Raw genomic sequence first — 12,970 nt, 5'->3', positions numbered from 1 at the left:
TCATGGCAGCGAAACAGAAAATACTGATTGTAGACGATGATGAGAATATTGCGGAGCTTATCTCTCTCTATCTTTTAAAGGAATGCTACGAAACGCAGATCGTTCATGACGGGGAATCTGCACTTCAGGCCTTTCCCGTCTTTCAGCCGGATCTCATTCTGCTGGATCTGATGCTTCCCGGCATCGACGGCTACCAGGTCTGCCGGGAGCTTCGCAAGGACACCTCCGTCCCCATTATCATGCTCTCGGCCAAGGGCGAGGTGTTCGACAAGGTGTTGGGACTGGAGCTCGGCGCCGACGATTATATCATCAAGCCCTTTGATTCCAAGGAGCTGGTGGCCAGAGTCAAGGCTGTGCTCCGACGGACGGCAGCTGCCGCCCCTGCTTCCCCCGCGATTCCCGAACAGCACGGCCAGTACGTGGAATATCCCGACCTGATCGTAAACCTGACCAACTATTCTGTCATCTGCATGGGGCGTTCTGTGGAAATGCCTCCCAAGGAGCTGGAACTTCTTTATTTCCTGGCCTCCTCTCCCAACCAGGTGTTTACCAGAGAACAGCTTCTGGATCACATCTGGGGCTATGAATACGCCGGGGACACAAGGACCGTGGACGTCCATATCAAACGGCTCCGGGAGAAGCTGGACGACCATCCTGCATGGCAGCTTTCCACCGTATGGGGAATCGGCTATAAATTTGAGGTAAAACGATGAGAGTTTCTCTTTATGTAAAGGTTCTGTTCGGCTATCTGGTCTTCGGAGTTCTCGGCTTCATAACCATTGCCTTTTTTTCATCCAATATGACCCTCCGTTATCTGGAAAGCGACAGAGCCGACCAGCTCTACAATGAGGCAAGTGTCATTGCCTCCACCTGCCGGCAGCAGTATTCCGGCTCCGTGATCGACATCGAATCCCTGAGTCCTCAGCTTGCCTCCATCGCCTCCCATTTCGATGCAGACATCTGGATCGTGGAACAGCAGGGAAAAATCGTGTACCGGAGCGACAATGAGCCCACAGACACCGTGATCGAAGAATTTGACCCCTCTGAGCAGGGACGGGGCCGTTATGTCATCGGCCATTACTACCATATGTTTGAAAATTCAGTACTGACCGTCACTGCTCCCATTTCCGCCAACTTCAATACGTATGGATATGTGGTCGTCCATCAGTCTCTGGACGGAATCTATTCTGTGCGGGATCAGATCCTGAATATCATTTACACGACCTTCCTGATCATTTTTCTTCTTTCTCTGATCATCCTCTGGATCTTCCGCACCTATATTTTCCATCCGATCCGGGAGATCACCGCAGCCGCCAATGAGTACGCCGCCGGAAATCTGAAATACGAGCTGACTCTCCATTCGGAGGATGAGATCGGCTATCTGGCTGACACTCTGAAATTTATGGCTCACGAACTCAGCAACAAGGAGGAGGACCAGAGGAAATTCATTTCCAATGTGTCCCACGATTTCCGTTCTCCGCTGACCTCCATCAAAGGCTATCTGGAGGCCATGATCGACGGTACCATTCCTCCGGAGCTCCACGAAAAATACATGAAGCTGGTCATTTCCGAAACAGAACGGCTGACCAAGCTGACTGCCAGTACCCTGGCCCTTCAGACACTGGACTCCAAAGGCAATATGCTGGATATGACCACCTTCGATATCAATCAGATCATCCGCAATACCGTAGCCACCTTTGAGGGCATCTGCAAACCGAAAAAGCTGACCTTTGACCTGCTTTTCGGCGAGCGCGCCTTTTACGTTCAGGCGGACATGGGCAAGATCCAGCAGGTGCTGTATAATCTGATCGACAATGCCATAAAATTTTCAAAGCCCGCGTCTACCATCTGGATCGAGACCTATGAGCGCCATGAAAAGATCTTCGTTTCCGTCAAGGACAGCGGAATCGGTATTCCAAAGGAAAGCCAGAAAAAGATCTGGAACCGGTTTTATAAATCCGATTCCTCCCGTGGAAGGGATAAGACCGGCACCGGTCTGGGCCTTTCCATCACCAAGGAGATCATCGCTGCCCACAACGAAAACATTGACGTGATCAGCACGGAAGGCATCGGAACAGAATTTATCTTCACCCTGCAGAAGGCCCCCACCCACCGGAGCTAGGATGCCGCAAAACCGATATCGGCTGATCAAAATACCCGCGAAAAAGCCGGCCATGGAATTCCGTACGAATCCATGTCCGGCTCGTTTTATTTACCACTCAAAGCTTCTCGGCTTCCCTGTAAGCTGCATATGGGAAAAACTGTTCTGGCGCAGTGCCTCATAGAGCACCACCGCCACCGAATTTGCCAGGTTCAGAGAGCGGATCTCATTTAACATGGGGATTCGGATGGCCGTCTCCGGGTGATCCTTTAAAATCTCCTCCGGGATACCGGCGCTTTCCTTTCCAAACATGATATAGGCACCCGGCTCATAGGAAACCTCCGTGTACACGTGAGGTCCCTTTGTGGTTGCCATGTACATTTTTTTCACCGCCTCAGGATTCTTCTCGAGAAAATCCTGATAACAGTCATACACCGTCACATCCAGACTGTCCCAGTAATCCAGCCCCGCCCGCTTCACGGCCTTTTCATTGATCTTAAAGCCCAGCGGTTCAATGAGGTGAAGACGACTTCCGGTGGCCACACAGGTCCGGCCGATATTGCCGGTGTTGGCCGGCATCTCCGGCTCCAGAAGCACAATATTCATCGGAGCAGGTGTCATTTCTGTGCCTCCAGCTCTTTTACAAACCGGGAAACTCTTCCCAGGGCTTCCTTGAGTGCTTCCAGAGAGTAGGCATAGGAGATCCGGATAAAGCCCTCTCCGCAGGCACCGAAGGCGCTTCCAGGCACAACTGCCACCTTTTCTTTTTTCAGAAGCGTCTCTGCAAACTCCTCAGAGCTCATTCCGAATTTCTTGATGTTGGGGAACACATAGAAGGCCCCCTTGGGTTCGAAGCAGGAAAGTCCCATTTCCCGCAGGGAAGCGAGCACAAACCTTCTTCTCTGATCGTAGGATTCTCTCATCATCGCTACATCGGCATCGCCATTTCTCATAGCCTCCACCGCTGCATACTGGCTGGTGGTCGGCGCACACATGATGGCATACTGATGAATCTTCAGCATCTGCTCCAGAATCAGTCTGGGAGCAGCCGTGTAGCCCAGTCTCCATCCGGTCATGGCGTAGGCCTTGGAAAAGCCGTTGATGAGTACCGTTCGCTCCCTCATACCAGGAAGAGCCGCAATGGTCACATGATCTCCGCTGTAGGTGAGCTCCGAATAGATCTCATCGGTGATGACCAGCAGATCCTTCTCGATGACCACCTTCGCAATGGCCTCCAGATCCTCCTTCTCCATGATCGCTCCGGTGGGATTGTTGGGGAAGGGAAGAATCAACACCTTTGTTTTTGGTGTGATGCTGGCCAGAAGCTCTTCGGCAGTCAGACGGAATTCATTCTCCTCCTTTAACTCGATCACGACCGGTACCGCATCCGCCAGTACGGCGCAGGGATAATAAGATACATAGCAGGGAGTAGGGATCAGCACCTCATCCCCGGGATTGATCATGGCACGCAGCGCCAGGTCAATGGCTTCGCTGCCGCCCACTGTCACCATCACTTCATGGTCCGGATCATATTCCACCTGACAGCGGCGCTTTAAATAAGCTGCGATCTCATATTTCAGTTCCTTTAATCCGGCATTGGAGGTATAGAAGGTCCGGCCCTTTTCCAGAGAGTAGATTCCCTCTTCCCTCACATGCCAGGGAGTGTCAAAATCCGGCTCGCCAACGCCCAGGGAAATGGCGTCCGGCATCTCACTTACAATATCAAAGAATTTCCGGATGCCGGAAGGCTCCAGACTCACTGCTTTATCTGATAAGGGATTTCTCATGGTGTCACCAACATCCTTTCATCTGTATTCTTCTGCTCCAGTATGGTTCCGTGGTCTTTATACTTCTTCAGCACAAAATGGGTCGCTGTGCTGAGTACCGATTCCAGAGGAGACAGCTTTCCGGACACAAACTGCGCCACATCCTTCATGGTCTTCCCCTCCAGGATCACCATAAAGTCAAAATCTCCGGAGATCAGATATACGGCATGGACCTCATCGTACTTGTAGATCCGCTCCGCAATGCTGTCGAAGCCCATTCCCCGCTGGGGCGCAACCTTCACCTCAATGAGGGCCGTCACCTTCTCGTCTGTCACCTTATCCCAGTTGATCAGTGTATGGTAACCGCAGATGATCCCCTCCGCCTCCATGGCGGCAATCTCGTTTACCACAGAAACCTCATCCTCGCCCAGCATGACTGCCAGGTCCTTCACATCGATTCTGCTGTTCTTCTCTATGGAAGCCAAAATTTTCTTTCTCATTTTTCTTTTCCTTTCCCTCTATTTTATACCGAGCTTTTCGATTTCATCCGCTCCGGGCCGGTTCAAATACCGGCAGTTTTCTCCGTTCAGGATAATGCGGTCATTGGAGTCTGTGATCTTGCCGATGAACGCAGCGGGAATCCCCGCCTCCTCAAACCGGCAAAGCAGGTCGTTCCCATTGTCTGCCGTGAAAAGTGTACAGCCTCCTGACAGAAGCTCATACGGATTCAGCTCCAGCACCTCGCAGACTTCAATGGTCTCCTGCCGCACCGGAATTTTTTTCAGCCAGACCGTAAGTCCCACCTGATGTTCCTTCGCCATATTCCACAGCGCTGTAAAAATGCCGCCTTCCCTCACTTCCTGCATGGCTGTTTCACCATGCCGCCGCGCGACTGCGGCCTCCGGACTTGCCTTCAGATATTCCCGAAAGCTTTTTGCCGTATCCAGCAGATCCTGGGGAAGGGTCTTTCGAAGGCGCGGCTCCTCAAGCTCCACCGCCCGTACGGTACCCTCCAGCGCTATGAATCCTGTCATGACAATATCCTGTCCTGGTTTCATACATATCCCTCAAAATTCTTGCTTTCTTTTTCTGGACAAAAGAGGCCTCCGTCCCCTCAAAGGGACGTGGCCTCTACAGTATATCATACTTTTTTTAAGTTTGCATCAGGATTCTTTATCAGATTCCGTTTCTAGGAAGCTGTCCCTGTACCGGGATCAGCTGCAGGATCCGTCGGTGCAGGATCTGTCGCCGGAGCCTCTGTCGGCGCCGCAGGATCCGTCGGTGCATTGGGATCTGCCGGTGCATTGGGATCAGTCGGTGCATTGGGATCAACAGCCGGCGCATCCGGTCCTCTCACGACCTTTCTGGCAGAAGCCCTGTACTTATCGGTGTGAAGCTTGATCTTATCCACAAGAGCACCGTCTACCCACACTTCCTTGTAGGCTTCCGCAACAAGGGCCGGATAGGAGGTTGCCTGAACCACCTTTTCCGTGCCGGGTGCCATGTTCGGATCGACGGTCACCTCGTCGGGCAGGTAGGACTCGCTGATCGTCACACCGTAAAACTTAAGCGTCCGGTTGGACGGTCTTGTCTCCAGACCCCAGATGGTATAGGTGGTGCTGCTCCTGCTGGCAGAACCTTCAATATAAATAGGGAAATCAAAATCGTTGGTCAGCTCCAAGTCCTTGGAACCGCCGTCGTTGACGGTGGCATCCAGGCCGTAATCGGTGTAACCCACAGTCATGGAATGGTTGAAACGCTTGGATACATGGACCTCCGCCCGAAGAGCCGCATTGTAAAGAGTCGTGGCCAGCTGGCAGATGCCTCCGCCGTATTCCATCACATATCCGCCGTCCTGGTATGCGATCTGTTCAGTATAACCGTTCTCCGCAGAGAAGGGAGAAAGGGCAGCATGCATGGACCAGCTCTCTCCCGGCATGATCAGGGTGCCGCTGGTAAGCTCCATACCTCTGCTCAGGTTCTTGAACTTTTCAGTGCTGGCACTGCTGTTTACCGTGAAGCTTCCCAGCTTATCCTGAACCATGGACAGAAGCTCTGTCGTCCGCTCAGGCTGGGTAATCTCCGCCACTGCCGCCACCGTGGCATCCTCCTTATTCCAGCTTCCCAGTGCCTTCATGATGGCGGTTACAGTCGCATCCTTATTTACCTTGATACCGGTCTTGCTCTGACTCACAGAAAATCCGTCTCCGCTATGGGTCAGTTCTGCATTCACCGGCTCCACAGCCAGATCCGCCGTCTTTTCCGTAATAAAGTCCGTCACAGAATTTTTATCAAAGGCCAGCTTCAGATCATATTTTTTGTTGGTGACCTGAAGATCCTTTTCTGCCTTGTAACGGACGATGAGGTTTCCGCTCTTTCCGAGCGATACCGCCTCCATCACGCTTTCAGCAAGGCCCTGAGTTCCGAGACCGAGCTCCGACATCTCCACGACAATAGGCTCCACATCATCGGCGCCCTCAAGAGTCAGGGTAAACTTCTTCTTTCCAAGCTCCTCCACTCTGGAAAGCACAGACTCAAGAGCCTGCTCCGCTGTCATCCCGCTGACATCGATATTCTCAATGTATACTCCGTCGGCAATGACCGCATCCGCAGGCAGCGGGCTTATTTCCATTGCCTTCTTTAAATCAGCCTGAGGATCCTCCGCCTCCTGCGCAGAAAGCGCATCCAGCGTATCAAGGGTCACAACCCCCTCGGAAGCATCTGTCTCTGCGGCTGATCCTTCCGTTTCTCCGGTCGCAAACGCCATCCCCGGCATCATCACAACTGCCAGAAGCGCAAGCGTCAGCACCCACGCACATTTTTTCTTCATATTCGGTTCCTTTCCTCAATCAAACAGGAATTATAATCTCCCATCATGTTCTATTTATTGTAACATAACTTTCAGGAATTTCAAGTGCCGTCACAGAATCTTAAAAGTATCACAATAAAATTCATATTTTCAACATGTCTGTCTTTACAGTACTGCGCTGAGCACCACGGGTACCACCATGGCCAGAACAAGAACAATGACCACTGCGGCTGCAAAAACGCGCTTTGTTTTCTTATTTCTCATATTTATCATAATCATTTCCTCTCTTTCCGACTGGTTTCCTCCGGGTGAGACATTTAACCTGTGCATTCCCCGTCAGCGGATCCCTCTCTTCATAATCAAACAGCCAGTATTCTTCCTCTTCTGTAAAAGGCGGAAGAAAGACCTCTACATGCTTCGTCCTCATAAGACTGCCGGCACTCTCCCCGGGGAATTCCGCAAACAGCCGTTCCCGGATCCCGTCCCGATACTCTTCATCCGGCAGGGCAAACTCCGGCCGCCGTTTTGCGTGTTCTCTCAGATAATAATCAAGAGTCAGGATCTGGCGGAACCGGTCCGGATTCAACGTGGTATGCTCCGCAGCGAAATCCAGAAGGAACTGATAGAGAGCCGCCCGAACATGCTTCTTTTTTCCCATTCCCCGCGCTGTATACTCCCGTCCCAGCGCCTCATACATAAGAAAGGCTCTGCCGAAACAGGGAAGCAGGGCTTCCATGGAATGCAGGAACTGGCGGCTGTTATAATAGATTTCCACCATATCCTCCACCTGCTTGAGCCGGATCACGTCTTCATGAGACAGCCAGGGTGTCTCAAGGACCTCAAAGGGAGCCTCTGCCTGATACAGAATATGATACTGCCCGGCCTCATCATACATGGGAGACCCCTTTAATACCTTCAAAAAGCCAAGCTGAAGCTCATTCGGCCTCAGGTCGTAGACATCATCAAAGGATCTTCCAAAGCTCTCATAATCCTCATAGGGAAGACCGGCGATCAGATCCAGATGACAGCAGACATTCCGCTTCTTCTCAAGTCTCAGAACTACTCTTCTCAGCTTTTCCGGATCCGTTTTCCGGCGAATGGTTTCCAATGTTCTTTCGTTGGTGGACTGGACACCGATCTCCAGCCGGATAAGACCCGGCCTCATGGTCTCCAGCAGGGACAGTTCTTCCTCATCCAGAACATCCGCCGCAATCTCAAAATGAAAATTGGTTACGCCGTTGTCATGATCCCTGAGAAAGGTCCAGATCTCCATGGCATGGGATTTTTTACAGTTAAAGGTCCGGTCCACAAGCTTCACCTGCGGTACCTGCTGCTCCAGGAAAAAGGATAATTCCCGCTTCACCAGCTCCATGGGCCGGAAACGGAGGGTTTTGTCCACAGAGGACAGGCAGTAGCTGCAGGAAAAAGGACAGCCTCTGCTGGTCTCATAATACAGGATCCTGTTTTGAAATTCCTCCATATTCTCATACACGAAGGGAAGCTCGGCCATATCTGCAAAGGGCGCCGGCGGTGTGATCTCCACCCCTCCGTCTTCTCTGCGGTAGGCGCATCCGTCGGGATAACCGGCCGGCCTGAACGGTACGGCTGACCTGCTCTCTTCTGCTGCCGCACGAAAGCCCAGAAGAAGGGCCGGAAAGCTTCGTTCTCCCTCACCGTATAGGATCCCGTCGGCTTCCGGGATCTCCGAAAGCCTTGCTTCGCAGTCAAAGGACACCTCCGGTCCGCCCAGCCAGATGGGAGTCTGCGGGCAGAGCCGCTTCAGATTCTTTACCAGGGTCTTTACATATTCTATATTCCAGATATAACAGGAAAAGCAGAGAATATCCGCCTTCTTCATATAAATATCGTCCAGGATCTCTGCAGCCCGGTGGTTGATGGTATATTCTGCCAGCTCAACCCTCACATCTGCAGCCGCTCCCCGGCGGCACAGTTCTCTTTCAGCACAGGCCCGCAGGCTGTATACAGCCAGATTGGAATGGATATATTTTGCATTGATCGCCACCAGCAGGCATGTTAAAGGCTTTTTTTCCATGATCACAAATCTCTTTCTCTTCGTCTTTCCCTCTCAATTATAATGATTCGTTTTTTATCCGTCAACACCCGGAAACAGGCAAAAAAAGAGAGCCGGCGCCCTCAGCCTCCGGTATGCTCTGCAGCATACCTTATGCCAAAGCGTCGGCCCCTCACCGGCTCTGCCGGTTTTGATCTCATCCCTCGATCGCGATATATCCCTTTTTCTCAACAGCAGCCGGATCCTTCTTTGCCACGGACAGCTTCAGGATTCCGTCTCCTCAGCTGTCTCCGGTACCGCTTCCGGGTGAATTGCCGTAACAGTCACTACCACTGCTTCCGGATCTGTGGTCAGGTCGATGTCCTTATCCGCAGCGATATCCAGATCCTTTACTCTGATTGCATCGCCGATCCTCATCTCTCCCACATCGATCCGAACCTTATCCACAAGCGCTGCCGGCAAAGCCTTGTATGCGATCTCGCTCAGGTTCAGCTGAAGTACACCTTCCGCCAGCTTTTCATGATTGAGAAGAATCACCTCTGCCACAGAGTGTACCTTCTCATTGCTTACCAGCGCCTGAAAATCAATTTCATCGATTCTTCCGGCATTGGGATTGTATGCCACATCCTTGATCAGTGCATCATAAGGTGTTCCGTCCACCTCCAGCATGATCTGGCTTCCCTTGCCGTCCGTTTTCAGAAGCCGTTCCACATCCTTCTTCTGCATTTTGATCGGAATGGAAGTTTCAATTTCCCGTCCGATGACATTGCCGATGACGTAACCCTCTCTTCTGAGTTTCTTTGCTTTGACGTCCATGCTTCTTTTTTCAGCTTTTAAAGTATTCATTTTATCTTTTCCTCCAAAAATCTGATTTGCTTAGCAGCCTTCCACAAAGAGGTTTTGTTAAGTAGTGTTGTTTTGAACTTCGGTTGTCCCTTATGTTCTATTCGTAATATAACGCTTATTATTATCACTGTCAAGAGGCGAGTGCTAATTTTTTGTGAACTTTTTGTGTTCACTTTTTGTTACAAACCTGAGATTTTCTGATATACTGAAGCTGAGATACAATTTAAGAATATTTCCGGGAGGATCTTCCATGCACATCCTTACTTCACTGATTCTTGATGATATGAAGCCCGCTCTGGGCGTCACCGAACCGGCTGCCATCGCCCTGGCGGTTTCCTATACCCGAAAATACCTGGGCGGCAGCGTCAAGGCCCTAACGATCGCCCTCAATTCCGGAATGTACAAAAACGCTTTTACCTGCGGTGTACCCGGTGTTTCCGACACGGGGATCCTGATCAGTGCTGCTCTCGGTCTCGTAGCCGGTCAGCCGGAAAAAGGACTGGAGGTTCTGTCCGGCATCACCGGTGAGGAGCGAAAAGCCGCAAAAGATCTGGTCTCAAAAGGGCTGATCCGTGCAAAGCTTGCCTCCATAAGCTCTGATATTTCCATAATAGCTACCCTGGAAACAGAAGAAGGCTGGTGTGAGGCTGCCATTCTGCATTCCCACACCAACCTGCAGTACGTGAAGGTAAACGGAACGCTTGTCTATGGACTGGAACCGGATGAGGACGGTGATCATTCCCGAATTGAGGCCTCCGCCGGCTCCCCCACTGATACCTTCGCAGGCGCAGAGAAAGCCTGCCTCCATCCCATTCACCGCTTTTCCCTGGAAGAGCTCCTTCACTATACAGAGACGGTTCCCGCAGAAGAACTGGCACCGCTTTTAGCTGCTTACCAGGTCAATCTGGAGCTGTTTTCCTTCTCCATGGCCTCGGACCGGACAGTCATTGCCAGGACGCTCCTTTCAGGCAACGGAGGGACTGTCCTTTCCGATGACGAGAAGGCGACTGCCCAGCTTCTCAGCGGAGGCGCCATTGAGGGCCGCGTTCTCGGCCTGGACCGCCCTGCCATGAGCATCACCGGCAGCGGTGCCCACGGAATCATCTGCACCATGCCTCTTTACGCCGTTCAAAAGTGCGAGGGTCTCAGCGAGGAGCTTCTCCTTCGCGCCACCGCACTCAGCTATCTGATCACCATGTATATCAAGGAATATTCCGGCCGCCTGTCCGCCTTCTGCGGCTGCGGCATTGCAGCCGGTACCGGTATGGCCTGCGCCGTGGCCTGGATGAAGGCCCGGGGCTCCGGCAAAGAAGCTGCCGGCTGTCAGGACACTGCCGCCCTTCTCACCCGCGTCATCAACAATATGTCAGCAGGGATCACCGGTATGATCTGCGACGGAGGAAATCATGGCTGCACCATGAAGAGCATCGTCGCCGTTGACGCCGCCTGGCGTGCCGTCGATCTGGCCCTCTCCGGCATTTCCATTGAGCCGGAGCACGGAATCTGTGCCCGCAGGCCTGAGGACACCATGCGGCAGATGGGGCTGATCGCAGACCCCGGTATGAAAGAAACGGAACGAACGATTCTGGATATCATGACCGCCAAGGCAGAGCGAAGCTGATCTTCTGCTTCGGATAAAAAGACAGGCCACCTGAGAATCCATACCTCGTTTTCTCAGATGTCCTGTCTTTATTAATTCTGTTTTGCGCTTACGCAAGCACGATCTTTTCTGCAATATCCTTATTCATACGTGCCATATCTGCATCGTCGATCATGATATCGCCGCCTCTTGCATTGTCCTTCATGTGATCCGGACGGCGTCCGCCGCAGAGCACGTTGGTGATGCCGGGCTGCTGCTTCGTCCAGGCAATGACCAGATTGCCCACATGGCAGTCATATTTTTCACACAGATCCTTCCAGCCATCCAGAAGATCCAACGGCTTTCCGATATTTTCAGGCAGGAACCAGGGGCTCTCCTCCCGGATATTTCCCTTTTCCACCTGGGTTCCCCGCTGATACCGTCCGGTCAGGAGGCCCTTCTCCAGCACGGAGTAGGTCTGGATCGCAATGTTGTTCTTGATGCAGAACGGAACGATCTCCGCCTCGATCGCCCGGTCAAGAAGAGAATATTTCTGCTGGATAATATCCAGCTCACCCCACTTCACATATTCCTCCAGGTGCCACATGCTCACATTGGCCGCACCGATGGCGAGGATCTTGCCCTCCCGCTTCAGATCCATCAGAGCAGACATGGTCTCCTCAATGGTGGTCATCACAGGCGGCTCTGCCTGGGAGTGGGTGTAATATACGTCGATGTAATCGGTCCCGAGACGCCGCAGGCTGTATTCCACCTCTTCCCGGATGGTGCTTCTGTCCAGTGCCTTGTAAATGGGCACGCCGTACATATCCACTTTACGGCGGGAACCACGGACATCATGCCACCAGTTTCCGCACTTGGTACAGATCACCACGTCCTCACGGTTCATCCTCTTGAGCGCACGCCCTACGATTTCCTCGCTTCTGCCCAGACCGTAGATCGGTGCAGTATCCAGGGTATTGATCCCTGCATCCAGCATCTCCACGATGGTCTCCTCTGCAAGTCCCTCGTCAAACTCGCCCCACCACTGGCCGCCGCCCATGGCAAAGGTTCCAAGTCCGATAACGGAACCGCTTACATTTGATTTTCCGAATTTACGTTTCTCCATGACTCCTTCTCCCTGTATCATTTAATAAAAAAGTCTATCTGGTTCAGATATGTCTGGCGCAGATATCCTCCAGACAGCACTTATCGCAAAAAGGCTTCGTCCTGGCCGTGCACACATCCCTTCCGTGGTACACCAGCCGGTGACAGAAATCACTTCCCTCCTCGGGAGGAATGATCTTCCACAGGGCCATTTCCACCTTTTTCGGCTCCTTTATGCCGTCTACCAGCCCGATCCGGTTGGTCAGACGGATGCAGTGCGTGTCTGTGACAATGGCAGGCTTCCCAAACACATCTCCCATGATCAGATTGGCGCTTTTGCGTCCAACTCCCGGAAGCTTTAAGAGAGCCTCAAAATCATCCGGCACCCTTCCGCCGTACTGCTCCTTCAGGATCTTCATGCAGGCGCTGATATCCCTGGCCTTGCTCCTTCCCAGTCCGCAGGGCCGCACGATCCGCTCAATGTCGTCCACATCGGCCTCTGCAAGTGCGTCCACACTTGGATATTCTGCATACAGCTTTTCCACGACCACATTGACTCTGGCGTCCGTACACTGGGCTGCCAGCCGCACGCTGACCAGAAGCTTCCATGCCTCGTCATAATCCAGGGTGCACCCGGCGTCGGGATATTCCTTCTTTAATCTGTCAATAACCTGAAGGGCCAGTTCCTTTTTTGTCATCTGTCATTTCCTTCCTTATCCTGTGCTTTCCCATT

At 52.3% G+C, this 12,970-nt stretch carries 12 protein-coding genes; 3 read left to right on the top strand and 9 right to left on the bottom strand.

The features are described from left to right. The first annotated feature begins 2 nt into the window (after positions 1-2). Entirely contained in the window at positions 3-713 is a 711-nt protein-coding gene (locus QJ036_RS11440; RefSeq protein WP_283231510.1) for a response regulator transcription factor, read from the top strand. Further along, a complete protein-coding gene (locus QJ036_RS11435) occupies positions 710-2,122 on the top strand; it encodes a sensor histidine kinase (protein ID WP_283231509.1) in 1,413 nt (470 codons plus the stop codon). The genes QJ036_RS11440 and QJ036_RS11435 overlap by 4 nt, the downstream gene beginning before the upstream one ends. A gap of 90 nt (positions 2,123-2,212) precedes the next feature. On the opposite strand, the gene QJ036_RS11430 is transcribed toward QJ036_RS11435, so the two are convergent. From QJ036_RS11430 to QJ036_RS11400, 7 genes are all read right to left on the bottom strand, one after another. Continuing rightward, on the bottom strand, positions 2,213-2,722 hold the full coding sequence (locus QJ036_RS11430) for a tRNA (cytidine(34)-2'-O)-methyltransferase (protein ID WP_331487540.1): 510 nt from the start codon (positions 2,720-2,722) through the stop codon (positions 2,213-2,215). Continuing rightward, positions 2,719-3,888 (bottom strand): aminotransferase class I/II-fold pyridoxal phosphate-dependent enzyme, encoded by a 1,170-nt coding sequence (locus tag QJ036_RS11425; RefSeq protein WP_283231508.1) that lies wholly within the window; start codon positions 3,886-3,888, stop codon positions 2,719-2,721. The genes QJ036_RS11430 and QJ036_RS11425 overlap by 4 nt, the downstream gene beginning before the upstream one ends. Then, complete coding sequence (locus QJ036_RS11420; protein WP_283231507.1) at positions 3,885-4,367, bottom strand: Lrp/AsnC family transcriptional regulator; 483 nt, start codon at positions 4,365-4,367, stop codon at positions 3,885-3,887. Before QJ036_RS11420 ends, QJ036_RS11425 begins: the two co-directional genes overlap by 4 nt. Before the next feature lie 18 nt (positions 4,368-4,385). After that, positions 4,386-4,925 (bottom strand): AIR synthase-related protein, encoded by a 540-nt coding sequence (locus QJ036_RS11415; protein ID WP_283231506.1) that lies wholly within the window; start codon positions 4,923-4,925, stop codon positions 4,386-4,388. A 131-nt stretch (positions 4,926-5,056) separates the two neighbouring features. After that, positions 5,057-6,697, bottom strand: coding sequence for a VanW family protein (locus tag QJ036_RS11410; RefSeq protein ID WP_283231505.1), 1,641 nt, complete (start codon positions 6,695-6,697; stop codon positions 5,057-5,059). Between the two features lie 232 nt (positions 6,698-6,929). After that, entirely contained in the window at positions 6,930-8,729 is a 1,800-nt protein-coding gene (locus QJ036_RS11405; RefSeq protein WP_283231504.1) for a B12-binding domain-containing radical SAM protein, read from the bottom strand. A gap of 243 nt (positions 8,730-8,972) precedes the next feature. Further along, a complete protein-coding gene (locus QJ036_RS11400; protein WP_283231503.1) occupies positions 8,973-9,554 on the bottom strand; it encodes a 50S ribosomal protein L25 in 582 nt (193 codons plus the stop codon). A 250-nt stretch (positions 9,555-9,804) separates the two neighbouring features. Between QJ036_RS11400 and QJ036_RS11395 the strand changes: the two genes are divergently transcribed. Beyond that, entirely contained in the window at positions 9,805-11,175 is a 1,371-nt protein-coding gene (locus QJ036_RS11395; RefSeq protein WP_283231502.1) for an L-cysteine desulfidase family protein, read from the top strand. An 88-nt stretch (positions 11,176-11,263) separates the two neighbouring features. On the opposite strand, the gene QJ036_RS11390 is transcribed toward QJ036_RS11395, so the two are convergent. Then, entirely contained in the window at positions 11,264-12,259 is a 996-nt protein-coding gene (locus tag QJ036_RS11390; RefSeq protein WP_283231501.1) for an aldo/keto reductase, read from the bottom strand. A 43-nt stretch (positions 12,260-12,302) separates the two neighbouring features. Next, the gene (locus QJ036_RS11385) at positions 12,303-12,935 is read right to left on the bottom strand and encodes an endonuclease III domain-containing protein (protein ID WP_283231500.1); all 633 of its coding nucleotides are present in this window, start codon (positions 12,933-12,935) and stop codon (positions 12,303-12,305) included. Between the last annotated feature and the right edge of the window lie 35 nt (positions 12,936-12,970).

This window comes from Fusibacillus kribbianus, from assembly GCF_030053595.1.
GTDB classification, from domain to species: domain Bacteria; phylum Bacillota; class Clostridia; order Lachnospirales; family Lachnospiraceae; genus Lientehia; species Lientehia kribbiana.
This window is presented reverse-complemented; position numbering and strand designations above follow the sequence as displayed.

Excerpts from the sequence above, each read along its gene's own strand:
- QJ036_RS11440 (WP_283231510.1), top strand. The coding sequence starts at position 3 with ATGGCAGCGAAACAGAAAATACTGATTGTAGACGATGATGAGAATATT.
- QJ036_RS11435 (WP_283231509.1), top strand. The coding sequence starts at position 710 with ATGAGAGTTTCTCTTTATGTAAAGGTTCTGTTCGGCTATCTGGTCTTC.
- QJ036_RS11430 (WP_331487540.1), bottom strand. The coding sequence starts at position 2,722 with ATGACACCTGCTCCGATGAATATTGTGCTTCTGGAGCCGGAGATGCCG.
- QJ036_RS11425 (WP_283231508.1), bottom strand. The coding sequence starts at position 3,888 with ATGAGAAATCCCTTATCAGATAAAGCAGTGAGTCTGGAGCCTTCCGGC.
- QJ036_RS11420 (WP_283231507.1), bottom strand. The coding sequence starts at position 4,367 with ATGAGAAAGAAAATTTTGGCTTCCATAGAGAAGAACAGCAGAATCGAT.
- QJ036_RS11415 (WP_283231506.1), bottom strand. The coding sequence starts at position 4,925 with ATGAAACCAGGACAGGATATTGTCATGACAGGATTCATAGCGCTGGAG.
- QJ036_RS11410 (WP_283231505.1), bottom strand. The coding sequence starts at position 6,697 with ATGAAGAAAAAATGTGCGTGGGTGCTGACGCTTGCGCTTCTGGCAGTT.
- QJ036_RS11405 (WP_283231504.1), bottom strand. The coding sequence starts at position 8,729 with ATGGAAAAAAAGCCTTTAACATGCCTGCTGGTGGCGATCAATGCAAAA.
- QJ036_RS11400 (WP_283231503.1), bottom strand. The coding sequence starts at position 9,554 with ATGAATACTTTAAAAGCTGAAAAAAGAAGCATGGACGTCAAAGCAAAG.
- QJ036_RS11395 (WP_283231502.1), top strand. The coding sequence starts at position 9,805 with ATGCACATCCTTACTTCACTGATTCTTGATGATATGAAGCCCGCTCTG.
- QJ036_RS11390 (WP_283231501.1), bottom strand. The coding sequence starts at position 12,259 with ATGGAGAAACGTAAATTCGGAAAATCAAATGTAAGCGGTTCCGTTATC.
- QJ036_RS11385 (WP_283231500.1), bottom strand. The coding sequence starts at position 12,935 with ATGACAAAAAAGGAACTGGCCCTTCAGGTTATTGACAGATTAAAGAAG.